Origin of the sequence: Robertmurraya sp. DFI.2.37 (genome assembly GCF_029211245.1) — a bacterium.
GTDB classification, from domain to species: Bacteria; Bacillota; Bacilli; order Bacillales; family Cytobacillaceae; genus Robertmurraya; species Robertmurraya methanolica_A.
This window is the reverse complement of record NZ_JARGEJ010000059.1, coordinates 1-24,751: the sequence shown is the minus strand read 5'-3', so window position 1 is coordinate 24,751 and position 24,751 is coordinate 1. Positions and strand designations below refer to the sequence as shown.

General features: G+C 33.2%; 27 protein-coding genes. 25 read left to right on the top strand and 2 right to left on the bottom strand.

Annotated elements, in window-relative coordinates; translation table 11 throughout:
- The first annotated feature begins 338 nt into the window (after positions 1 to 338).
- The 20 genes from PZE06_RS21365 (at position 339) to PZE06_RS21270 (ending at position 17,462) form a co-directional block, all read left to right on the top strand.
- On the top strand, positions 339 to 911 hold the full coding sequence (locus PZE06_RS21365) for a hypothetical protein (protein WP_225310784.1): 573 nt from the start codon (positions 339 to 341) through the stop codon (positions 909 to 911).
- A 325-nt stretch (positions 912 to 1,236) separates the two neighbouring features.
- On the top strand, positions 1,237 to 1,635 hold the full coding sequence (locus PZE06_RS21360; protein ID WP_151025848.1) for a hypothetical protein: 399 nt from the start codon (positions 1,237 to 1,239) through the stop codon (positions 1,633 to 1,635).
- A 540-nt stretch (positions 1,636 to 2,175) separates the two neighbouring features.
- Positions 2,176 to 2,595, top strand: coding sequence for a hypothetical protein (locus tag PZE06_RS21355; RefSeq protein WP_151025847.1), 420 nt, complete (start codon positions 2,176 to 2,178; stop codon positions 2,593 to 2,595).
- Between the two features lie 666 nt (positions 2,596 to 3,261).
- A complete protein-coding gene (locus PZE06_RS21350; protein WP_151025846.1) occupies positions 3,262 to 3,510 on the top strand; it encodes a hypothetical protein in 249 nt (82 codons plus the stop codon).
- 248 nt (positions 3,511 to 3,758) lie between these two features.
- Positions 3,759 to 4,112: a hypothetical protein gene (locus tag PZE06_RS21345; RefSeq protein ID WP_151025845.1), complete on the top strand. Its 354-nt coding sequence runs from the start codon at positions 3,759 to 3,761 to the stop codon at positions 4,110 to 4,112.
- Between the two features lie 39 nt (positions 4,113 to 4,151).
- Entirely contained in the window at positions 4,152 to 4,619 is a 468-nt protein-coding gene (locus tag PZE06_RS21340; RefSeq protein ID WP_151025844.1) for a hypothetical protein, read from the top strand.
- Between the two features lie 52 nt (positions 4,620 to 4,671).
- Complete coding sequence (locus PZE06_RS21335; RefSeq protein WP_151025843.1) at positions 4,672 to 4,929, top strand: hypothetical protein; 258 nt, start codon at positions 4,672 to 4,674, stop codon at positions 4,927 to 4,929.
- Positions 4,929 to 5,081: a hypothetical protein gene (locus tag PZE06_RS21330; protein WP_191963555.1), complete on the top strand. Its 153-nt coding sequence runs from the start codon at positions 4,929 to 4,931 to the stop codon at positions 5,079 to 5,081. The genes PZE06_RS21335 and PZE06_RS21330 overlap by 1 nt, the downstream gene beginning before the upstream one ends.
- A gap of 180 nt (positions 5,082 to 5,261) precedes the next feature.
- Positions 5,262 to 5,519 carry a hypothetical protein gene (locus PZE06_RS21325; protein ID WP_151025842.1) on the top strand — a complete coding sequence of 86 codons (258 nt, stop codon included), beginning with the start codon at positions 5,262 to 5,264 and terminating at the stop codon, positions 5,517 to 5,519.
- A gap of 70 nt (positions 5,520 to 5,589) precedes the next feature.
- Entirely contained in the window at positions 5,590 to 5,964 is a 375-nt protein-coding gene (locus PZE06_RS21320) for a DUF2442 domain-containing protein (protein WP_151025841.1), read from the top strand.
- Positions 5,965 to 6,480: 516 nt separating this feature from the next.
- Positions 6,481 to 7,620 carry a PD-(D/E)XK nuclease family protein gene (locus tag PZE06_RS21315; protein WP_151025840.1) on the top strand — a complete coding sequence of 380 codons (1,140 nt, stop codon included), beginning with the start codon at positions 6,481 to 6,483 and terminating at the stop codon, positions 7,618 to 7,620.
- A 261-nt stretch (positions 7,621 to 7,881) separates the two neighbouring features.
- A complete protein-coding gene (locus PZE06_RS21310) occupies positions 7,882 to 8,325 on the top strand; it encodes a helix-turn-helix domain-containing protein (RefSeq protein WP_151025839.1) in 444 nt (147 codons plus the stop codon).
- A 60-nt stretch (positions 8,326 to 8,385) separates the two neighbouring features.
- Entirely contained in the window at positions 8,386 to 9,387 is a 1,002-nt protein-coding gene (locus tag PZE06_RS21305) for a hypothetical protein (protein ID WP_151025838.1), read from the top strand.
- A gap of 158 nt (positions 9,388 to 9,545) precedes the next feature.
- Positions 9,546 to 10,127: a restriction endonuclease subunit S gene (locus tag PZE06_RS21300; RefSeq protein ID WP_151025837.1), complete on the top strand. Its 582-nt coding sequence runs from the start codon at positions 9,546 to 9,548 to the stop codon at positions 10,125 to 10,127.
- A 12-nt stretch (positions 10,128 to 10,139) separates the two neighbouring features.
- A complete protein-coding gene (locus PZE06_RS21295; protein WP_151025836.1) occupies positions 10,140 to 11,672 on the top strand; it encodes a type I restriction-modification system subunit M in 1,533 nt (510 codons plus the stop codon).
- A gap of 9 nt (positions 11,673 to 11,681) precedes the next feature.
- Positions 11,682 to 12,944, top strand: a complete 1,263-nt coding sequence (locus tag PZE06_RS21290) for a restriction endonuclease subunit S (RefSeq protein WP_151025835.1) — start codon at positions 11,682 to 11,684, stop codon at positions 12,942 to 12,944.
- 43 nt (positions 12,945 to 12,987) lie between these two features.
- Complete coding sequence (locus PZE06_RS21285) at positions 12,988 to 16,095, top strand: type I restriction endonuclease subunit R (RefSeq protein WP_151025834.1); 3,108 nt, start codon at positions 12,988 to 12,990, stop codon at positions 16,093 to 16,095.
- Between the two features lie 14 nt (positions 16,096 to 16,109).
- Complete coding sequence (locus PZE06_RS21280; RefSeq protein ID WP_151025833.1) at positions 16,110 to 16,835, top strand: M48 family metallopeptidase; 726 nt, start codon at positions 16,110 to 16,112, stop codon at positions 16,833 to 16,835.
- 68 nt (positions 16,836 to 16,903) lie between these two features.
- Positions 16,904 to 17,281, top strand: a complete 378-nt coding sequence (locus tag PZE06_RS21275; RefSeq protein ID WP_151025832.1) for a hypothetical protein — start codon at positions 16,904 to 16,906, stop codon at positions 17,279 to 17,281.
- A gap of 52 nt (positions 17,282 to 17,333) precedes the next feature.
- On the top strand, positions 17,334 to 17,462 hold the full coding sequence (locus tag PZE06_RS21270) for a hypothetical protein (RefSeq protein WP_263641574.1): 129 nt from the start codon (positions 17,334 to 17,336) through the stop codon (positions 17,460 to 17,462).
- A 12-nt stretch (positions 17,463 to 17,474) separates the two neighbouring features.
- On the opposite strand, the gene PZE06_RS21265 is transcribed toward PZE06_RS21270, so the two are convergent.
- Both PZE06_RS21265 and PZE06_RS21260 read right to left on the bottom strand, forming a co-directional pair.
- A complete protein-coding gene (locus PZE06_RS21265) occupies positions 17,475 to 17,759 on the bottom strand; it encodes a hypothetical protein (protein ID WP_151025831.1) in 285 nt (94 codons plus the stop codon).
- Positions 17,756 to 18,733, bottom strand: a complete 978-nt coding sequence (locus PZE06_RS21260) for a ParM/StbA family protein (RefSeq protein WP_151025830.1) — start codon at positions 18,731 to 18,733, stop codon at positions 17,756 to 17,758. Before PZE06_RS21260 ends, PZE06_RS21265 begins: the two co-directional genes overlap by 4 nt.
- 265 nt (positions 18,734 to 18,998) lie before the next feature.
- On the opposite strand from PZE06_RS21260, the gene PZE06_RS21255 reads away from it, so the two are divergent.
- The 5 genes from PZE06_RS21255 to PZE06_RS21235 all read left to right on the top strand — a co-directional run bounded on the left by PZE06_RS21255 (position 18,999) and on the right by PZE06_RS21235 (position 24,629).
- Positions 18,999 to 20,681, top strand: a complete 1,683-nt coding sequence (locus tag PZE06_RS21255; protein ID WP_151025829.1) for a hypothetical protein — start codon at positions 18,999 to 19,001, stop codon at positions 20,679 to 20,681.
- A 1,682-nt stretch (positions 20,682 to 22,363) separates the two neighbouring features.
- Entirely contained in the window at positions 22,364 to 22,888 is a 525-nt protein-coding gene (locus tag PZE06_RS21250; RefSeq protein ID WP_151025828.1) for a hypothetical protein, read from the top strand.
- 200 nt (positions 22,889 to 23,088) lie between these two features.
- Positions 23,089 to 23,334 carry a hypothetical protein gene (locus tag PZE06_RS21245; protein ID WP_151025827.1) on the top strand — a complete coding sequence of 82 codons (246 nt, stop codon included), beginning with the start codon at positions 23,089 to 23,091 and terminating at the stop codon, positions 23,332 to 23,334.
- 108 nt (positions 23,335 to 23,442) lie between these two features.
- The gene (locus tag PZE06_RS21240) at positions 23,443 to 24,246 is read left to right on the top strand and encodes a four helix bundle protein (RefSeq protein ID WP_151025826.1); all 804 of its coding nucleotides are present in this window, start codon (positions 23,443 to 23,445) and stop codon (positions 24,244 to 24,246) included.
- Positions 24,246 to 24,629 carry a four helix bundle protein gene (locus PZE06_RS21235; protein WP_151025825.1) on the top strand — a complete coding sequence of 128 codons (384 nt, stop codon included), beginning with the start codon at positions 24,246 to 24,248 and terminating at the stop codon, positions 24,627 to 24,629. The genes PZE06_RS21240 and PZE06_RS21235 overlap by 1 nt, the downstream gene beginning before the upstream one ends.
- Positions 24,630 to 24,751 lie beyond the last annotated feature (122 nt).

Here is a 24,751-nt window from a genome sequence, read left to right as displayed (position 1 = left end):
ATTTTCTTTGTAAAACTTAGTTCCATAGTAGAGGCAAGGTTTAAGGGGTGAAAGAGGGCGTGAGGTCAAGTGGGAGAAGGGATTGAGGGGATGTAGGAGCTTTGTAAGGGAGAGTTCCAAGGGCATATAGTAGAAGCTAAGGGTAAAGGATTTTTGTATTATCTATAATTTCCGATGACTAACATAACGAATTAACTTTAAAAGAGTATTTGGTAAAAAATAATTTACATAAAAGCCATATTATTTGGAAAAATAATAGGTTGGAAACTTGGGCAATCTAACATTGTAGTAGTTATTCTGCTATTACTCAATAGATTTAGTTTGGGGAGATGATAGGTATGCTTGAATCGAAACAAATAATTAAAATTGATGGAAAAAATGTATTCTTAGAAGTATTAAATAGTGCATTTGAGATAGGGAAAGTTCAAATAAATTTCTTTGAGTATGATATCTCTAAGGATAAGGGTGAAAGAATAAGGAACGAAATTTCGATCTACGTTTCCATGGACAAGTTCTTGGTTCTTTCTAATGATGTTTTAAGTGGTAGGATAAGTGCTTTAGCGACCAAGGCAAGAGTAGAGCAACAAAATGGCGGTTACAAATACTGCAAAGAAATCTGGACTGATTTAGGTGGTGTTTCAGCAGAATTGTTAAAAAAGCGTGATAAAGAACGTGCAGATGGAAAAAGCCTTTCTCGCCAAATGAAGCTAACACCTGGCGATAAACTTCCTTGGATTTTTTCGGCTGAATCAGGCCCAGGAGAGTTGATCGAAACGGGATTAATAATACCGAGATATAGTGGGAATAAACCAGAAGCAGTGGTACGAGTACCAATGACAAATGATGATTTAAAAAGGATGGTACTCATTGTGAAGGCTCATATAGAAGGTTATTTGGTTTCACAATATTAGGCTTAACACAATAAAACCATTCCAAAAATAAAAAGAACATTTCCTAACCGAAGGTATCCTTTTCAAATTCAGGTAGACCTTCGGCCTTTTTATGCCAAAAAAGGAAAGGAAAAAATCAAAAAATAAGCGGGGGAAAGTCAGCAGTATCAAACGTTGAGGGGGTAGAGCATGGGTTCGACACAGGATGGGTTGTATATTTTATTTATACGAATATAATTAAAACATAAGCTGTAGATGAACTTCCTCATGGATGTGCTTCCCTCCGCATCAAGCACTCCCATCTAACGCTACCACAAACTATACCCCATATAAAGGAGACCACAATATGAAGAATTATGAAATTCGCCATGCTCTATCAACAATTAAAAACCTCACAATCAACCTACGTATTTTCATTCAAGAAAACCCACATTTATTCGTTAGTGGAAATCTCAATGTAGCTACAAACCTACTAACTAACATTATTCCCGTTCAATATCTTACAAAAGAGTATTTATCATTATTTGAAGATGAATCTAAACGAAAAAGCGAGATATGGAGTCTACTATTAACTCATATGTTCGAGGTTGAACAAAACTTCAAAATTCTTGCGAATAGAAGTGAGTTTGAAGAGCAAATTCAGGATATATGCTTTCTAATTCATGAGGTTTATGAGGCTATAAATTTCATTTTTGATGCAGAGTTAGAAATGAATAAGGAATTAAAAACTCTATTATTGAAGTAAATAATAAACACTTATGAACTGAGTATGCGTGATGCGAAACTCAGTTCTTTTTTTGTGAAAGGGAAGCCAAAACGAAAAAAAATAGTGCAACTGGAGATAAAATGTGAGTTAAGAAAAGGAAAGGAAAGAAGAGCAGAAGTTGTAGATATCAACTGGTTATCAACAAAGAAGGAATAAGGGTTAGAGTACGTTTATTTTCTTCTTTGCCTTATTATAAGCAGGTAAACATTTGATTAAAAATGGATTAGACAATTGGGCAAAATCCTCATTTGGCAAATTAGGAACAGCTCTGATTAATCGTGACCAACATTCCTTATATGCATATTGAAGTTTATGATCAATTTCTGTCTCCTCTTTTTATAAATGATTGTTTGCTGTCAATTGCCCTCTTGATTTAAATTATGCTATTTTCGTTAGATTTGGAAAATAATTACAATAATACGTAATTGGTAAATCTTTAAGTGTCCAAAAACTAAATATGCATAATTTCAGTTATGTGAAAATAGATATGTAAAAACACATCTTTAAGGAGTGATCAATATGAATGCATTGAACGAGTATGACCGTTTTTTTGCTATTTATCCAATGTATCAAAAATATCAAAGTGTAAAGGCCTTTAAAAACCTACACGATTTTCTTTGGAAGCCTGAATCAATTGAAAAAATGCAAGATGCAATTAAATTTGGCAGACCTGCTATAGAGGGAATAGTTTTAGATATTGAAGAGTTATATTTTGATAAGAGTGATTTTACTTTTGAAGATGATTTTGCGAAAAAGGCAACGGGAATGCTAATAAAATATATATTAGAATACTTTGGTTTTATATCGTCAAAGCAGAGAAATATAAGTAAAGGTAAGGGAGCAAAGTATTTTACAAGTGGTATGCATTATGAATTTGATTCAAGTAAAGAATCATTGCGATTAGAAACAGTGCTGAGTATCGTAGCAGTACAGAAATAGTCATTAAGTACAGTTTATTCAAAGATCGAAGGAAGCCCAAATCCTTTGGAAACAGCCTTCGATTACACCTCCGTAATCATTATAGAACCCATGTTCCTATTTGTGAATAATGATTTCTTTTATCCAACACTTTATTGGGTATTTTTCATTTTAATTTCGCAATACTGAAGTAAGGAAGTTAGGAACAAGGATATTATTGACGATTCTACTTGAATGGATTAAAATTGTATAAATACATTAACAATAATTGGTTATAGGTGATTGATATGTTGATTTATATAGCAGAATCTATAATTAAATATAAAGGCAGTCCCAAGTCACTCGAAATTTCGAGTGACTTTTTTTCTGTCGTTTTTAAGGTAACGGTATTACAAATTCAGTGTAGAAGGGAGGCGAAACAATTTGAAGAATTTAGCTGAAATGATTGGATCACATGTATATATGCGTAGGTTCTTTGCTGAACACATAAGTAATTTGATAATGCTAATTATCGGGTTACTGGTAGGTGCATTTATAAAAGTGTGGATATTTTAAGCTCACTCTTAGATGTTACAGGTTTTCATTGAACACTGTAATCGAACGAAATAGTTAATGATCAAGAAATGATTTAATTCCAATCAAAAATGAAGAGACGAAAAGAGTAATTGTCAGTGATGGAGGGATTAAATGAGTATTTTACAAATCGCAATGCTATTAATTACAAACGGGTTTGTCTTAATCATCTATGTGATTAATCAAATCCTACTACGAAATAGAGTAGAGAATAGGACAAGGCATAAGGTTGTGAAAATACTATTTTCCTTTGCAATCGGGGTTTTATTGTTACTTACATTCGTTCTTTATCAGTCCAGCATAGACCGAGGTTTTTCTGGTCAGTGGAACAATGGAATAAAAAATTTGGAAATAGCAAAATGATCCTAAAGAATTAAGTCGATGTTGAAGAGGAGGAATCAAAAGTGAGGCAAAAGGGAAGTCCAAAACCAGTAAATCCACCGAACTTTTGGAGCAAAAATGAGAATCAGGTTAGCGATGAAATGAAAAAGATGATTCATGAACAATATCTTAGTCATGACTCGCTATATGTTTATTGTGATTGTTCAGTAAATACGAATTTGATGCAAATATCAGTTGCTTGTTCCTATGTATGCTCTGGGAGAGTTATTGTGAAACAGCAATATGTTTATCCTCCGCAAGATTGTAAAGATAAACCTATGTATGGGGAATTAAAGTCTATTGTTTTTGGTTTAACCCATTATGAAAAATATTTAATGCCAGGTTGCAAAAAAGTAATTTTTTTCTCAGACGTAGATGACATCCAAAGAATTTTACACAATGAGGTTCCTTTTAAGAGGAATACTTCTTTACAAAAGGTGAAATCTGAATTAATTTTGCTTTATCAAAAAATGAAGAAAAAGCATCACAATAAAACAATAGACATTTTATTTTTGCAACCTGAAGAAAAGAAGTTTAACCCGTTTCACAGAAGTTCGCATAATGCGGCCAAAAAAATGCTTTGAAGGTAATATGAAAAAATCGAAATTAAGGAGAGGGTATTTATGTTAGAAAAAAGTTATTTAATTCCACAGAAAAAAGGACAATTCCTTTCCTATGAAGATTTTGATACTCATACCACAGAAGAACACAAGTTTAAATTCTATGACGGCAAACCTTTTTCTCCAGATAATACGTTTCAGGAGGATAGATTGCTAATCATGCTCCTATATTCAATTGGTGTAGAGAGATTTGTAAATGAATTACTTCCCCAAGAATCCAAGAAATTATTATATCAATTATTGAAATTAAATCAGGTAAACGAGGGATTATCAAATAAAGATAAACTATCTCTGTTGAAAGAAATTATATTAGCAGATCAAGCAATTATTGATGAATTAAATGAGGAGGAGAGTGAGGATTATTTCGAGTGTATAGATATTTTCCTCCAATCATCTGACAATACGATTATGGAAGCAAGTTTGGCCACAAGATATTTAATTTTTAAGAACGCCAAAGAAAGAAGAGAGTGAACCTATTAATAGGGATGCGTGGTTAATTCAAAAACCAAAAGGAGTGTCAATTATGTTGCTTTATCATCCGATTAGCAAGACGTATAACGACTTCGAGGAAGTGCATGAGTACCGATTTGACGATATAAATGGCTCATTGATTGAAACTGATAAAGAATTGCATTCTGGCAGTGTTCTAATTATAAGGGGCATATCTGATCATGCCATTGTAATAAAAGAGACATGGGAAGAAGACGGAATAAAATATTTCTCCCATGAATCGGCTGAGGAAATTATTGTAAGAGGGAGATCACCAAGGAGGCGGGATTGATGGCCGAACAAAAAAAGAAAAGGAAAGCGGGAATTAAAAGAGGAAAGGTCAGGAATCCTGACCTTCCGAGAACAAGGATTGGAGATTGGGGATTTTCTAAAATTATTTCCGAAATAGACAAAGCCATTGATTTATTTTACAGAAGAAAATAGTAGATATTGCTGGTTAGATCAAGCAATTTAAACGGAGAGAGGGATAAACAGTGCTTATTATTGCATCCATTACGGCAGTTCTCATTACAATTGCATTAGGTACTATTGTTTCAATGATTATTTTCAAAATAAGATGTCGCTGTTTGGAAAAGCATTATTGAAGAAATGGAGGAGACTGTTATGAATTCCAGTAATGAACCTGATTTAATTCTACTTAAAGAAAGATACGATAATGCTTTGAAGGATTTATCCGAATTTAACAACAGTGGTAAAACATATAAAGAGATGACGCTTCCAGAATTTAAGGAGCAAGTGGGGTTGTTTTGGCTTAGAAGTGACATATGGAAGCAGGCATTAGAAAATGGTGTTTATTCCAAAGAGAAATTAGATGAAGATTTTAAGCAATTTAAAATGCACGCCAAAAGATTGTTGTTATGATACAAAAGTATGAAGATAAAATCAAATGATTCCATAATACAGTAGCCTATTTAACAGGAGGAATGATTAAATGAGAATTTTATCTTTTTACCCAATAAAGACCTTTAAGTTGATTTTAGAATTTGAAAATAAGGAATATAGAATTGTAGATATGAAGAAATTTTTACAAAACGAACAAGGTGTAATGCAGGATATATGTAATGACATCAATGTGTTTATGTCTGCTGAATTAGATGATGTTGTTGGAACCATTCGATTTAAAAACGATGTGGATTTTGATAATACTGCCTTGTATGAAGCAGGTCAAGATTTAGAAAAGATAGTAGTTAAAGCTAATAGGAGTTATCCAGTTGCAAGGAAAATTACAAGACTACCTGACAATTTTCGATCAAAAATCTCAAAGGAAAACGAGCGATTACTCGAACTTTTAAGCAAAAGATATTAATATACAATAGAAAGCGAGAGCTGTTTCTAATAATAAAGCGATTTATGTCTGGTAATATTTTATAAAACCTGAAGGCTTCTTTGCAATCACCTGCTTTATTGAAGGCTACTTATTCAAGGGTGATTAAAAAATCTATTTTCTAAAAAATATGGTGTGTTAATTAAGATCATTAACCGATATTCATTTAATAATGAGTAGATATTGATTAGGTAATGTATTGTTAGAAAGTATCTCAAAACTATCTACTAATGTGTTAATTTACCAATGTTTATACGATAATCATGCACTGAATTTAACTATTTGTAAGATTGGAATTGCTTTATTTACGAACATTCGTTTCTATGTTATGATTATGGAAATTATTTGGATTATAGGAGAGAACCAATGAAAATAGTCATTTCACGCAAGAAAGGACAATTTCATATTTTGATATTTAAGACACTTAACTTCAATTAAAGTTAGGTGTCTTTTTTAATACTGTTGCAAAGAAAACCGTATTAGAAAGGTGTGGACTCAATGGGGAGAAACTCTGTTTTGTGGTCATTAACAAAACATAAAATGCTGATGGAGTGCGAAACAAAGTACGTTTTGAACTACTATTTAGCGAAAAGAGGGGAATTTGAAACTAAGCCACCGCTATTGCAACTTGCTTGGCGGTTAAAAAATATGACAAATGTTTACTTGCTAATAGGTGATCAGATTCATCAAGAAATAGAAAGTGAAATACGAACATTACTTGAAACAGGTGAGCTTCTAAATGCAAAGAAAATAAAGGAGGCACTCAATAAAAATATTGAGGAAATTTATAAAAAGGCAGAGAGGGGATTGGAACGTTGGTACAAAGATCCCACAGCTAATTCTATGTTATTTGAAATCTATTACGATAGCAGTCGGTTAAAGGAGGAAGTCAAGCAGTTCATCAGAAGAAAGGTGGATACCTGTGTAGATGGATTTATAAACTCTTTTACCTTAAATGAAAAGATTTATAGCGGGAAGTTGCAAATAATGGAGTCGGAGAAATACCGTTCCTTTATGTTAGAAGCGATAAAAGTTAATCTCTCAGCAGATTTGATCTATTTTGATACTAATTGCAATGAATGGGGAATCGTGGACTGGAAATCAGGTAAAGAGAGTGCGTTTGATCCGATACAGCTTGCAATATATGGAATGTACGCAGAAGCGACATATGGAGCCAATGTAAATGACTTGATTGTGACTAATGAATACTTAGAGGATGGTAAAAATAAATGCTATAAAGTGGATTCATCTGAATTTAAAGAGGTTAAAACAATGATAAAACAAAGTGCCGATAGAATTATGAAATTAGAGGAAAGTTTAAGTGTGCGAGACGGAGATGTTATGGATATATTTCCAAAGACGGAAAATCAAAAAGTATGTGAACGTTGCAACTTCAAGGCGATTTGCTTAGAAAACTATCGGGATAGACATATTAATAATTTCTTAGTAGGTATCGGCAAGAAATCGAGAAATAAAGAAGTAGAAATGATTGATATTGAACTGATGCGAGAATTGGTATTTAACGGGATGCCAGTTGAACATGAAGTAGAAGTGTTTCTTGAAGAAAGTCCGTATGGAACGGAGGAGAGCTATACATATAAGTTGGAAAGATTTTCGGAGTATTTAAGTGGATATTAACCGATAAATGTAATAGTTATGGTCACCAGTGGAAGAAGCCTTGTATTGCAGTAAGGCATCTTCGTGTCTTATAAAGACAATGGAAAATGGTTTGATGTCGTTAAAAGGATAACGTAATCATATTAGAACTTTGTAATTCTTCTTCAATATTCTACATATTTCACCTGTTTCAAAGTTATTTTTTTGAACTAACTATCTACAATATAGAGTTCAACATAAAAAGGAGTTTCGCTTAGCGAAATACAGGAGGAGTGGTAGGAAATGAAAGAGGTAAGATCAATTAATCAGAACTTTGGAAAAATGCTAAAATATTTAAGGAGTAAGCAGGGGTTAAGTCTCAGACAAATCAGGGAAATGACAGGGATAAGTGAAAGCTACGTAAACCGTTTGGAGAACCATGGTCGTCTTTGTCCAAGTTATCCAGTCATTGAAAAATTAGCTTCTGCATTATCAGTCGAACCTACTGATCTTTTAGAGGTAGGATCAAATAAGACAAATGGCAGTGTAATTCCATTGGAACAGCTTTTATTTTCTTGCGAATTTACAATTGATGGAGTTAAAACAGTTAGTCCAAAAGTGATTGAACAGCTTTTAAATTTGATTGATGTCATAAATGACGTTGCTTGGGAAAAAGACACCTTAATTGCAGATATTTATGAAATCAACGAAGTTGTAGACGAATTGAAGCAGGTATTAACTATATAAAAAGTTTATGAGAGGAGATTAGTTATTTCCTCTCTATTTTTTATAAAAGGAGCAGTAAAGATGGGGAATGCAAAAGGTGATAAAGAAAACTATCTGAATTTGTATATTACGTTGTTAGTTAAGGGAGCAATTGAAGACATAATCTCCGAAAAAGTGGAGCATTTAAAATGGGAGCATTATTTCGGAGGAAAGAAGATAGATATTTTTGGACAGTCAATAGCGGGCAGATTCATATTCGTTGAAAATCAAATTAGCTATGCATCTAAAGAGGATCGACACTTAAACTCTATTGCGGAAATAATAGAAAAAGCCCCTCACAATAGCATAGTCATTTGGGGAGCTACAGGGTTTTCTGAGGAAATCATCAAAAAGATAGCAAAAATCATTCATGAGGTAAAAGAGAAGTCGATTGAGTTTTATGCAGTAGAAGTTAATTCGTGCGTAATACCGTTACTTGAACAACTGGATAATATGCATGTCCTACATGTCATGGATAACTTAAAGTTGTTAAATGAGGTAGACGTTTACAATGACATCTATGATAAATATAAAAGTCATTGTAATGATATTGATAAGGAAGGTGAATTCAAGTTTGATAGAATTACAGACCGAGAAAGAACCAATGCCTATATTATTAAGGAACTGCGGAGTAGAGTGAAATACCCCAATATATATCGAGAGAAAAGAACGCTTGATATAAATAAAATTCAATATGGACTCGGTAGAGCAGGAATCAATTTGGAGCTGGTTTACAACAATCGTAATGGTGAATCTTATGTAAGCTGTCAGTTTACAAATCAAACAGAAGACCTTTACCAAGAGATGGTGAAACGTAAGAATATATTTGAAAATAAAATTGGTAATGAAGTAGAATGTGACGATTTGAATTTGAGGATAGTTACGTTTGTGAAGGAATTTGAACACAAGTTTGAAAAAATTGATCAATTGGTCGAATTGATGGGTAAGTATGTCTTCTATTTGTCGAATTACACGTTCTATTCAGGTATAGTAATGCAGGATAAAATGTGGGAACAACATAAGGAAGGATTATTAGAAGAATAAAATTAACGTTTTGGAGATTTAACTATATTAGTTAGGTCTCCTTTTTATCTGGGAGGAATCAAAGCGTGAAATTGATCGACAAATCAAGTGGAGTATTATATATTTGATTTAGCAAAATTGTTAAATATATTATTTAACAATTTGATAGGAGGTGCAACATGCAACTCGGTGATATTGCCAATATTAGGACAGGTCTTGTATTAAGTCGAAAAAAAACAGAAGTGGAATATAATGCGAAAGCAAAATACAGGCTCTTCACAATAAAAAATATTACTGAAGATGGTTTAATCGATAATGATACATACGAAGAATTTCTGAGCAATGATGAATTAGAAAATCATTATTTTACAAAAGAAGGGGATATATTGATGCGGTTAAGCCACCCCTATACGGCTGTTTTTATTGACAAACAGCATAGTGGATTGTTAATTCCATCGTATTTCTCCATAATTAAGGTAGACCAGACAAGATTTATACCTCAGTATATTGCTTGGTATTTAAACACGTTGGAAGTGAAAATGGAGTTAGAACGATCTCAGTCGGGGAGTCGAATACCAAGTACCAATTCAAATGTATTAAAAAGGCTTCCTGTTGCCCACACAACTTTATCAAAACAACAGGTTATAATTGAGTTATATCAACTACATCAAAAAGAAAAATTGCTTTATCAAAGATTAATACAAGAAAAAGAAATATGGTTTCAAGGAATTACAAAGCAGATCATAAGGGTTTCAAAATAGGAGGAATTTGAAATGAGTGAGCAAAAAACAACCCAAGAACAAATCAACAGTGTTTTGTGGCAGGCGGCCGACACATTTAGAGGGAAAATTGATTCCAGTACATATAAGGATTATATCTTAACAATGCTGTTTATTAAGTATTTGAGTGATACTTACAAGGAACATGTAGAGGAATATACTGAGAAATACAATGGAGATGAACAACGGATTAAACGTGCATTGTCCAGAGAACGATTCGTACTGGATGAACAATCTACATTCGATTATTTATATAGTAAACGTAGTGATTCTGAGATTGGGGAAATCATTAACAAAGCATTAGAACGGATTGAAAATGAAAATTCAGGCAAACTTCGTGGCGTATTCCGTAATATCGATTTTAATAGTGAATCAATACTTGGAAGAGCCAAAGAAAGAAATGCTATTCTTCGGTCATTATTGGAGGATTTCAACAAACTATCCCTTAGACCATCCAATATTGGGAATGAAGACATTGTAGGTAATGCGTATCAGTATATGATTGGGCAATTTGCTTCTGATGCTGGTAAAAAGGGTGGAGAATTCTATACTCCTTCGGAATTATCGGAATTATTAGCTCGTTTAGTAAAACCACAAGAAAATGATCGGATTTATGATCCAACCTGTGGTTCAGGATCTTTACTAATTAAAGTAGCTAAACAGGTTCCAAATGGAAAGGTAGCTATATACGGTCAAGAACGTAATGGTGCAACTCACTCATTAGCTCTCATGAATATGTATCTACATGGAATAGATGATGCAAAGATTGAATGGGGAGATACATTATCCAATCCTTTACATTTGGAAGATGGGAAGCTAATGAAATTCCAGGCAATTGTTGCTAATCCACCATTTTCATTAGATAAGTGGGCGATGGGGTTCGCAGGAGAAGGTACAAACGATAGTAAGTTTAAGATGGAGGCAAGTCTTGATCCTCATAGAAGGTTTGAATGGGGAGTACCATCAAGTTCTAAAGGAGATTATGCTTTCGTACAACACATGCTTTATTCTTTAGCTGAAAACGGAAGATTGGCAACAATACTACCACATGGCGTACTGTTCAGAGGAGCAGGTGAGGGGAAAATCCGTCAACAAATAATCGATATGAATTTGTTAGATGCTGTTATTGGTTTACCTGAAAACTTGTTCTTTGGAACAAATATACCTGCTTGTATCATGGTATTTCATAAGGATCGTAAACGGAAAGATATTCTCTTTGTTGATGCTTCTGGTGAAGGAAATTATGAAAAAGGAAAAAATCAAAACATATTAAGGGAACAAGATATTGTAAAAATCATTGAAGTGTACGAAAAATGGGAGGAAATTGATAAATACTCATATGTTGCATCTATAGATGAAGTTAAGGAAAATGGTTACAACTTAAATATACCTCGATATGTTGATAAATTTGAAGAAGAAGAGCCAGTGGATATAGAACAGATTAAAGATAATATTGTAAACATCAAGAAAGAGCTTTACGAAGTGGAAGTACAGATGGAAAAGTATTTGAAAGAGCTTGGATTGTAGGTGAAACGGATGACACAAGAATTGACACAAACTAATGAAATTACAGAAACCGAAGTACCAAGCGGATATAAGAAAACTAAGTACGGTATATTTCCTGATGATTGGGAAATTAGGATGATAAAAGATATTTTAAAAAGAGTTAAGAAACCAGTTGAAGTTCAAGCTAATGAAGATTATAAGCAAATCGGGATACGCTCTCATGGTAAGGGAATATTCTATAAACAGTCGGTTACAGGCGAATCATTAGGTAATAAAGCTGTGTTTTGGATAGAACCTGATTGCTTTATAGTTAATATTGTATTTGCCTGGGAGATGGCAGTAGCAAAAACAACTACTAAAGAGTTAGGATTCATTGCATCTCATAGATTCCCTATGTATAAACCAGAGAAAAATAGATTGGATTTGGATTTTATTACCTATCTTTTCAAGTCACCGAGAGGAAAATACTTATTAAATTTAGCATCCCCTGGTGGGGCAGGTAGAAATAAAACATTGGGGCAAAAGGAATTTGGGGAGATTGAAGTCGTAATACCTCAAAGTGTAAATGAACAAAAGAAAATCGCAGAAATACTTTCAACTTGGGACAAGGCAATTGAGTTAAAAGAAAATCTAATTGAGCAGAAAAAAGAGCAGAAAAAAGGGGTAATACAGAAATTATTGACAGGAAATGTGAGAGTACCAGGTTGGAAAGGAAAGGTAAATGAAGTAAGATTAATAGGATTAATTAAAGAAATCAAAGAAAAAAATAATGAAAATATAGTATCAAAAGTTTTAAGCGTAACTAATTCAAGAGGATTTATTAATCAATCTGAACAATTTGTAAGGCAGGTTGCCAGTGAGAATTTAACTACCTATAAAATTATCAGAAAAGGACAATTTGCTTATAATCCATCAAGAGTTAATGTTGGTTCTATTGACTTGCTTGAACAATTTGATGAAGGTATTTTAAGCCCGATGTATGTAATCTTTAAAACTAATGAACAACGTGTTTTTTCAAACTATTTAAAACAATTTTTTAAATCGAATCTTTTCTTAAACCAATTAGAAGCTCTACTACAGGGTAGTGTTAGACAGAGCCTTAGCTTTAAAGGGCTTGAACAAGTGAAATTATTTATACCTGATGATTTGAATGAGCAGAAACAAATCTCAGAAATTCTAAGTTTATTTGATAAGCAGATAAATCTTTTACAAGTTGAATTAAAAGAAATACAAGAGCAAAAGAAGTGGCTTATGCAAATGCTTCTAACAGGGAAAATTCGAGTGAAGGTGTAATACCTTTGCTCTATTCCTTCTTAATATGGAATGGGGTGTGAGAATGGAAAGGGAGAGTAGCCAAGACGAACGTTATATCAGCCAAGTACCTGCTATTGATGTATTACAGAAAATAGGCTTTCAATACATACCGTCAAAAGAGGCGGAACGGATACGAGGAAATCTTTATAATGTTCTCCTGAAAACTGTATTAGAAGAAAAACTAAAAGAGTTTAATTCTTATGAATACAAAGGATCAATATATAAACACAGTGATTCCAATATCCAACAAGCGATTCGTGATTTAGATGAACCATTGACAAATGGGCTTGTGAAAACTAATGAGGTTATCTATGAAACTATATTAAATGGCAGGTCTTATACTGAGTTTTTACCAGATGGCTCTAAAAAATCCTATTCTATTCAGTTCATTGATTGGCATAACTTTGAAAATAATGTATTCCATATTGTAGAGGAATTTGAAGTAGAACGAATGGATGGTCGTGGAACAATCCGACCTGATATAGTGTTATTTGTTAATGGAATTCCATTTGCTGTTATTGAATGCAAAAAAGCATCAATTTCCATGGAACAGGGTATTAGTCAGATGATCCGAAATCAGGGGAAAGATTATATTCCACAATTGTTCAAATTTGTTCAAATCGTAATGTCTACGAATAAAAATGAAACTAAGTATGCAACTTGTAATACACCGAAGAAGTTTTGGTCAGTTTGGAAAGAGGAAAAAGAGGATTGGTTACATCGATGGTTAGAAAACGCTGTAAAAGATAGGCTTCCAACTGTTCAAGATAAGAATATTATTTCCTTGTTTCATCCTAATCGGTTATTAGAGCTAACAAAATATTTTACTTTGTTCGATAAAGATGTGAAAAAGGTAGCCCGATATCAACAATATTTTGCGATTAAGGAAATAACTAATACCATCGACGAACGTGATGAAAACGGAAATAGACAATCGGGAGTTATTTGGCACACACAAGGTAGTGGTAAGAGTTTAACGATGGTAATGTTAGGCAGATATATCTTGTCAGAGTTGTTTAAATATAACCCCAAAATTATTGTTGTAACAGATAGAGTGGATTTAGATAAACAGATTCATAAGACGTTTAGACAAACAAGATTAAAGGCGAGTAGAGCGACATCAGGCAATCATTTGGTTGATTTAATCAATAACGGTAATGCTGATATTATCACAACTTTAGTACATAAATTTGATACAGCATCTTCTAAACAAAAACCTGTAGATTCCAGAAATATATTTGTTCTTGTTGATGAATCACATCGTACACAGTATGGGGAACTTCATATTAAGATGAAAAAAGTATTCCCTAATGCTTGTTACTTGGGCTTTACAGGAACGCCACTAATGAAAAAAGAAAAGAATACTATGATTAAGTTCGGAAAGCTGATTCATACCTATACGATTGCAGATGGTGTTCGGGATAAGTCTATTGTACCTTTACTTTATGAAGGTAAAATGGTCGATCAAACGGTTAATCAAAAGGCAATTGATAATCGATTAGAGATGATAACTCGAAATTTAAACGATATACAAAAAGAAGAGGTAATGAAAAAATGGAGCCTGTTTGAACGGATTGCCTCCTCAAATCAACGAATAAGCATGATAGCATTCGATATTAATGAGCATTTTTTAACCAATTACAAAACGCAAGGAAGCCAATTCAAAGCAATGCTTGCAACCAATAGTAAAATTGAAGCGATTCGATATTTAGATGCGTTTGAAGAACTTGGCGATTTGAATTGTGCTGTTGTTATTTCTCCACCTGATATACGAGAAGGGCATGAAGTAGTTGATGTGGAATCTAAAGACAAAGTACAGCGTTTTTGGAAACGAATGATAGATCGTTATGGTACTCCAGATGATTATGAGGATTCAATTAAAGACGAATTCATTAATGGTGATGAAATCGATTTATTAATTGTCGTTGATAAACTTCTTACTGGTTTCGATGCTCCGAGAGCTACAGTTCTTTATTGTGATAAACCAATGAAAGAACATACTCTTTTACAAGCCATCGCAAGGGTGAATCGCTTGTATGAAGGGAAAGACTATGGATTTATTATTGATTATAGAGGTCTATTAGATAGGCTTGATCAAGCAATGCAAATGTATTCAGGAGCTGGTTTAGAAAACTTTGATCCGAAGGATTTAAAAGGGGCAATTTATGATGTGATTAGTGTCATTGGCTCATTAAGACAATATCATTCAGATCTTCTTCAAATCTTCATTTCTATTAATAACAAACAAGATGTTGAAGAATACGAAGTGTGGTTAGAGAGTGAAGAACTAAGAGAAGAATTTTACGGAGTATTAAGCAATTTTGGGAGAAACCTTGGCATTGCATTAGAATCCGAGAAAATCTATAATGCTTTACCTCCAGAGGAGCTTGAAAAGTATAAAAAAGATATGAAGTTTTTCCAAGAGCTACGGAAAAGTGTAAAGCTCCGTTACTCGGACACGATTGATCACAAAGAATATGAAGCAAAAATGCAGAAATTAATGGACAATTACATCTCTGCTGAAGAAGTTATTCGTATTACTAATCCTGTAGATATATTAAATCAGAAGGCGTTTGAAGAAGAATTAGAGAGGTTAGATACCAAGCGAGCAAAAGCTGATGCAATTCGTACTCGTCTAACCAAAAGCATCAACACTAAATGGGATGAAAACCCTGCTTACTATAAAAAGTTTTCCGAGCGGATTCAAGAAGCCATCCAAGCCTATAAGGACAAACGAATATCAGAAGCAGAATATCTCAATAAAATGAAAGATATCATGAAAGAATATCGTAGTGGAACTTCAAATGACGTGTATCCAGAAATAATTAAAGAAAACAAAAATGCTCAGGCATTTTATGGAGTAACTAAGGGGATTTTGAGCGAAGTAAAAGAAACATCAACAGAGTATGGCTCAGATCCCTTTGGTGATTTAGCTTTAAAGATGGATGAAATCATTAGGGAACATCAAAAGATTGATTGGCATGATAATATAGAAATTCACAATCGGATAGCCCAGGAATTAGATGATCTGCTTTATGACTTTTCTAATGAATATAATGTAGACATAGATTTTGATACCGTTGACAAGATTATTGAACAAATCAAAACTGTTGCCCTAAGAAGGTATTAAGGGGTGAAAATAATATGGAAAAACATCAGATTCAATTTGGTAATAAAAATATTGAGTTTGCATTAGAACGAAAAAACGTAAAGAATGTAAATCTTAATATTAAGCCAGATATGAGCATAGAAATTTCAGCAAACGACAAAGTTCCATTAAGTTTTATCTATGATTTTGTCAAAAGCAAAAGTTCATGGATTTTAAAGAATGTAAAAGGTTTTGAGAACGTACAACCATATAGACAAAGCAAAAGAGATTATTGTAGTGGCGAAGCATTTAAGTATCTTGGGAAACAATACCGTTTGCGTGTCCAAAGTACAGAAGAAGAGGAAATGGTTAAATATTTTCGAGGATTTATCTACCTTTATGTAAAAGACACAGAAAATTTCAGCCGTAAAGCAACGCTGATGGATGAATGGTATCGTGAAAGAGCAGGAAAAACATATCAAGATTCTCTTGATAAAGTATTTCCGTTAGTGCAAAAGTATGGTGTAGAAAAGCCATTTATTGATTTGCGTTCAATGAAAGCTCGATGGGGTTCAGCTTTGATAGAAAAAAACACAGTTTTATTAAATACAGAGCTTATAAAAGCACCTAAATTTTGTATAGATTATGTTATTTTACATGAGTTAATTCATTTTAAGTACAATGACCACAGTGGAAATTTTTATGATATGCTGTACTCGTTAATGCCCGATTGGGAAAAGAGGAAAGCAATTTTAGATGAAGAGATTGTAAGAGAGCTTTAAGGAACTTAATTGTAGTTCAGTATCAACTGATAGGTTGATATAAAAAATAAGAGGGTGGGGAATTCAAAATGAATCAATACTTGCTTTGTCCAGTTTGTGACTATGATTATTCACATATTATAGCTACTCTACAAGTAAAGGATAATGATGATTACCAAACAACAGAAGTTATCGTAAATCAAACATATCCAATTTCAGTAAAAACGGAATATAAATATCGTTCACAAGGTAATATGCATATTTTATTCCAGTGCGAAGAAGGACATTACTTTATAAAAAGTTTTGATGGCCATAAAGGCAATGTATCGATTGATGAAAACCCATTAATGGATGAATTGGCGGAGTATTTAAATAGGGTATATAAGGATCAAAAGAAATTGTCGCTTTCATTCAATTATGAGCTATTAGGTAACATCGAAAAGTTCCTAAAATCAAAGAACCGTTAAAGCTATCTTCTAAGTGAAAAAATATTTACTTATGTAGCGGGAGCCATTGAATATGGCTCTTTTTGAATTTCCGCATATTTGGGTGAAATTGAGAAGTGGAAAACGTTTTACAAGTGTTGCCGATGCAGGAGCTAAGAAAGTGCTGATCCCTACTTCATCTGTCGTTGATTTTCAAATTTAACACAGCCATTATTTAAAATAGGGTAGATATTATACTTTTTTGTTCCTCACTTATTTTCACTTTAAGTTCATTAGATTGTAATAGTAATGAAATATCGTTATTGCTTTTAAGTTTAAGCAAGACTCTTTCAACCACATCATCAATGTTCGGGGTAGCGTGTTCATCATAGAGATCTTTTCTAATTAGATTTCTTACATACATACTGACAGTCGTTTGTTCTTTTATTTCATCTAAATGTTTGATTAGGTCAGTATCAGTTGGCAAGAAACTGATGGTGTACCTTAACCGTTGAGTCATTTGTGTTTAACCTCTAAGATTTTTAGGAAACTGCGAACATTAGCAAATTGTGGATTAATGACTATTTTGGCATTCGGAAACTCCTCCTTGATGAACGACTGCAATGTGAGCGATCCGCCACCGCAGTAATGAATTTCAGCATTGTTGAACGTGTAACCTCGGCTTTGAGCAAATTGTATGATATTTAAAAAGAAGTCCCTCTTTATTTTTTCAATCAATGGTTTACTATCCTCGTTTACTTTTCCTCGGTGAGAGAGATACCCGTTTTTGAGAATTTGTTCAAGGTCATTGGCTGATACTGCAATACCATACCGCTCATTAATGGCTTTACCGATCTTGCTCTTTAGTACATTAATTCCTAAGTTACTGACGCTCATGCTATCAAAATTAGGTTGGATTCCAAGAAATGTGCAAAGTGTTGTATTCAAACCGCCAATATCTACACAAATTGTTTGTGAATAGCTTTCGATATTTTCCATTTGTTCGTACACAATGCCCATTCCTTCAAACGCAATGGTGGTATCCGTTAAAGTGAAAACAAAGGGCTTTTCATTCAATGAAAAGACAATTTTATTTCCATTGTTTTCAATAAAACTTTGATACTTTTGTTTTAATTGAGCATCTTTATACATGTTTATGGGAATATTGCATGCTAATCGAAGTTGAATGTTCTGAGGGTTAAGACTTGCCTTTTGAAGTAAATCAACAATGCAGGTATAAACTGCTATTTTTTGAGGAAGGGAGGTTTTATCAAGATCGAATATATTGTAATCCTCACTGACGGCATCTCCTATGAGGTAGGTATTATTTTCATATTCTGCGTAAAATGAGCCAGGTTGTAGCTCCATTCCCATATTATTAACCTCTTGTATTTTGGTTCGAAACATGGAAATAAATGTTTTCCCATTATAATTCATTAGTGCTTTGCTCGTATGGCGACCAACGTCACAAGCAATTAATAATTCTTCTTTCATTTAATTAATTCTCCTTTCAGATTTATATTAATAGATTTGATACTATATCATATGCAATTGTTTCATAGATATAAGACATTTCATAAAATACTTTGTCGAACCCTTCATAAAAAGATGAAATTTCACAAATGTGATTTAAGCTAAAACCAGTAAATCTACTTACTAAAACCTCGAACAAGATTGAACCAATAAGGTATTTGTTGTTTCTGGAATTCCCATTATTATGAGTGCATAATAACTAATTTAATATGGAGGAATTAGAGAAATGACAGAAATATTGAACTACTTTGATGATTTACGAGAGCAGATAATGAATAAGGAGAAATGGGACAGGGATCGTTTTCATGTATTTGATTATGAGGCGGGTACTGGAAAGAGTAGGAACAGCAAACAATATATCGGCGAAATGACTAAAGTATATTTTTATCGTGTCCTGTATGTTCAACGTTTTATTCGGGATAATGAACTAAATCAAACAGTTGCTTTAATCAATGAACATGCGGGTAGAGAGGTTGCTCTTGCATTTACTGGTGATGATACAAAGAGCAATAAGCGAAAGAATCAGGCAAAGGAAGCACAAATTCTGTGCATTTCACAAAGGATGTTTAGCGAAATCTGTAGAGGAAACCATCCTGAGCTTATTGATAACAGAAATACGCTAATAATAGACGAGTATCCAGATTTATTAGAAAAAATCGCTGTATCCGAACGAGATATTGGATATTTATGGTTTATACAATACAAATATCGAAATGAGTCAATCGAAACGCTGGCACAAATGCTGAAGGATAAGTTTTCAGAGTGCAATAATAAAATGAATCAAGATAGGGCGAATCAAATGGTTTATATTGATTTTCATGAACCAGAGTATGTTGTAATAAAATCACAATTACCTGATATTATCGAAAGTATCAGTGATAAATCAGATAAAATCCTTCTTTCAAGGATGTTGCAAATAGTAAGCAACGGATGCTTTCTCTATGAGAAAAAACTTCACACATTTGATAATCAATTTAAGTTTAAAATGTTGGACAATAATATTATTTTAGATGCCAACGGGTTTGATTATCGTTATTCCCTCTCAAATAAATTCCACATCAGACATCAACCTAAATCCTATGAATACTCTTCCTCTATCTTTTATCATTATGATGTAAAGACAAGTAAGACGGAATTATCCCGCCAAATCAATCTTCACGAACAAGCAATTGAAAAAATCTCCCTTAATACAAATGAAAGAACATTGTTCATTACAGATAAAGATAATAAAGCCCAACTTGAAGAAAAGATAGTGGACTTTTTGTCATCTACAGGTATGGATGATGAAGAAATCGCAACAGCCATAAACGAAAACTTCAAGGTTGATTACTTTGGCAATATTATTGGTGTGAATTCTTACAGAGAATTTGAAAACGTAGTAGTTCTAAAGACACCCAATTTTGATTATCTAACCTATGCATTAACCTATCTATTTTACAAAAGAATTGACAATAAGCCTGTTGAAGATGTATGTGTATTCCGACACGAAGAAGTAGAAAGTATTCGAAAATCAGCCGTAGCTGGAGAAATCTATCAAGGGATCAAAAGGATTAACCGAGATAATAGTAGACAGGCTAAAATGTATGTATTTACAACTAATCAGGATGCGGTGGATTTGATTTTACAACAACTACCAGGGATTCAGTATAAAAAAGTGATGATGAATGTTAATAAAAGGAAAAATGAACCAATTAAGAAGAAAACAAAATTTGAGGAACAAGTAGAGATTGTAAAAGCTACTATTCTTATTGCTATAAGTGAAGGAAGGGAGTCTATACAAAAAAAGGAGATAAGAGATAAATTGGGGGAAATCGACAAGGGGAATTTTTCAAGAATCATTAAGGCATGTCAGTCCTTTATGGAGTCACAAGGATGCAAAAACGAATGGCAGAAAATTATTTTAAAATAAACTAATATTATAGAACTTCTTGTCTAAGCCAACTGATAATGTTGGCTTTTCATTTTGTCAATTCCACTTACTAAGTAGCAAAGATATTTTGCCAAAGAGGTAGCCTGTGAACAATGAACAATCGGTGGATTTGCATTTTTCAATCCACTTGTTGTATCTACTGTTCGTTTGTGTAAATAAAGAAAGAAGTATTTGTCTACCAAATTACAACAACCAATTTAATGAGGATTGCAACGGTTGTTCAGTACATTTTGAACGGAGAGACTGTATATTTGGACTACTGCAATTTCCTTTAAGGATTGATGCAACACTCATTAGGTTACTGCTTCGAATATGGATAAAAGTATTCCGCAATTAGTCTTTATGCAGACTCAAATAGAATGCGTGAGCGGAATACGACATTTAATAAACAAAAAAATAAAAACCAATAATCATCTCTCAACAGATGGAAGTAAACACAATGCTTTAACCACCATCTGTCAAATTTGCAAGATACTCTATTGGAAAGGTTTTGGTATTCCAACCCTAATTAATTGCAGATCATCCTATTAAAATACAATTTGGAATACGAGATAAAATTTAATTTTTCCCGATAGAAGTGGATATTATTTTAATGTAGATGGCGATGGAAAAATTCCATTCCATGTTATAACGGAAGCCATGCATTGAGTTAATGGAATATCTTTGGATAATGGAAAATACTGTATAACCTCAAGCGGTCAACGAATTAATTTATATTGGAAAATATTTGTTTAACCTCTCGATATTGATTAAATTCTGGGTAGTAAATAAAAAGTTGTATGATTCATAGAATGCTTCTTTATATAGATAGATAAATTTACAACTTTCATTAGGATTACCAATCCTGTTGCACTTCTTTTTTCAAACGAACGACTATTACAACATTTGCGGCCGCTGATAACACCTCAATCGGATACCATGATTTGTTGTGTCATTCAATAGGATGAACCAATGGAAAGGCAGTATTGCAAAATTTTCAAATGGGAGTATTCCTTTGAAGAGATGCAGATACATCCATGAATTTCCGAGCGTCAGCGACTATTAAATGTTACCCCTTATAGGAAACTTCGATAGAACTATATGAGTTCTCAATTAATTGACGGTTACAATTTGTTGGTAGGAGTCTCATTCAACAAGCGTCAGCTTGTCAGATAACAGTTATGTCTTTTTCCTTTTGATATCGAAAGAATCTTATAGAAATTGATAAGGGGAAATTGCAGAACACCAACCTTTTTCGGAATTTGAAACCGCAAATGAAATTTGTTGTCTGCATATATAGGTTTATGTTTTGACCAAGTTGATTAATTAATAAACAGCTAATTGATAAAATCAATGGCAGTCTTAGTTCCATTGCTAATCTTCTGATACTTAGCTGGATTATTCTATAAATGGCTCGAACAACATAGAACCGAAAATGCAAATACAATCATTGCCTTTCTTAATATAATAGTTATAACAGATATGAAAGGAGTGAAAAGTTTATACTCCTATTGAAAAAGCCTCAACCTTCTTCGGAAAAAAGATCTCTTACAAAACCTCTTGAATAGAAACTATCTGCTGTACTCAACCATTGCAGTAAAATGTTTTGGAACTTAATAGGATATTCAACAAGTATTCTTATAAAAATCCCCATTTAAAATTCAGAAAAGGAGTTGTTGATTATGTTAAATACTGTGAAGGAATTGGTAAGACAAATACAGATTACAAGAAAGGAGATTGTAAAGTTGGATACAAAAATAAAGAAAGTCGGAAATGAAGCATTCTACCAAATTGTTAAAATGTCAAGTAGCGAATTAGAATATGAAAAGTTTTGTGTAAGAGAGAAAAAAACAGAAGCAGGTATAGAGAAGGAAGAATATCCATTGCGTGGTTTATTGGTATCTTCAAGGCGGACTAACTATGAGGTTACAAGTAGTTACGATAAGTTTGAGGAGGAAGAGCTGTATATTTTGGAGGATGGTTCATTAAAATCGTTTTATACAACAACGGAATTTTCCTATGAAACGCCATATTATCATGTCTATCGTAAGGAAAGTGTAGAAGATCGAAAAGATCATTTCGACAAATATGATGCAATTAACAAAATAATTGCACAGTTAAGGCGTAGAGTTTCCAAAGTTGAAATGGAAAGGCAATCCAAATTGGAAAAACTTAATAACCTAAAAGGGATGAAAGGCTCTGCATAGAGTTTATCCCTTTAGGGGGATAGCGGTATTAATTTAGGCTAAAACAATTCATTTATTTTAGAAACAGGGAACAGAGTATGAATTTAAGTAATATCAGAATTGATTGTATCTAAAGGTAGAACTTTATTCGACAGAAAATCCATTGAAGGAGGCTTGCGAATAAAATAATATGAAAATATACAAGGAAGGAGGACACGTCTATGAACATTGTAGTTGAAAGAACACGTATGAAATATCGAAATGTAAGGGAGAGAGCTTACTATAACATCATAGATATTGAGTATCACTTGAAATCAGTGGCTATTGAAGGTCTGATTTGGTGCTTGCAAGACATGCCAGATATGACAAAGGCAGAGGAAATCCTCATAAATAATTTCCTCGATGAATATAGAGAATATCAAGAGTACGATGATATTCGTAATCCCCTACACCCCCAATTAAATTAATCTACTAAGCATATGATCTTCGGCATTTTATTACGAAAATGAAAATGAATATTAACAATCCCATCTATAAAATTTTATATTAAATGACAAGAAAGAAGGCTAACATCCATGAAAACAATTAAAAAGTATGTTGGTAATGTAAGAGACTTAAAGGTTTATCGCAAGGCACTTTTGTTTCGGAAGGTAGTGTATGCGATAGTTAAGGTTTTTCCAGAATTCGAGCAAGAAAACCTGAGTGATATGTTACGGAAAAGCAGTTGCAGTATTGTAAGTAACTTGGCTGAGGGCAATACGAATTTCTACTATAAAAAGGAATACAGCCATTTAAACATGGCATTAAGTAAGTTAGCTGAATGCCGATCCACTTTGGATATCGCTCGAATGGAAGGTTATATCAGTGAATCCTTATACACCGATGTTGATTTGAAAGCGGAGGAAATATTGAAAATGATTATTGGGATGATGAATCGAATTGAACATTATCTTCAATATGATGATCACAATATGAAGGAAATAGTAGAAAAATTTGATAAACCTTTAATTACTATATCGGAGCTTATTGAAAAAACCACCACTTTCAACGATTTTATTCTCACTATAATAGAACAATATCCTCCATCAGAGAAGAATAATCAAGTTGACCAGATTACAAGGGCATCAAAATCCATCCTGCAAAACCTCGGAAATTTAGAAAACACTTCATATTCTCAACAGCTCCTAAGTTTAAATACTTCACTTGGTAGTATCTCAGAGTGCAAAGCCTTTATTGACATGGCGATTATGGAAAACTTTATAACAGAAGAACAGTATCATCGATTAGATGAAATTGGCGGTGAGATATTAGACTTAATTATTGGAATTATGAATCAAGTGGAACTAAAAAATAACAAAGTAAATAAGGAAGTGTCTTGATGACTAAAGTTGAAAACTTCCGTACCTTCAATCTTTATAGCCGTTCCATCAATTTAACAATGGCAATTAATCAAGCAACAAATTTGTGCAAGGAAGATTTGATAGATAAGGAAGTTAGAATAATTCGAAAGAAAGCTGTTATCATTTCAATCAAAATTGCGGCCGCAATTGCACAAGTAAATGTGAAAGTACGATTTAGAAAATTAAACGAAGCTAAATCCACCATTATTCAATTACGGGCAATCATGTTGGAAATGAAAAAGAGAAAGAAAATAGACGAGCAGTTATGGCAAAAAGTAGATGATCATTCGGTAGAAGTATTGAAGTTGTTGCATGGTTACTTCGGATGGATGAAAAGGAAAAGGTCTTTAAGTAATAAATAACTCAACTTTCGCAGACCAAATCAGGCAGGTAAGCCCTAATATAACCGGGTAAACCTGTAACCCATTGTGATAGTTGATTTTTAAGTAATTGCTGTGTTTGTTTATTCGTTTTCTTCAAGACA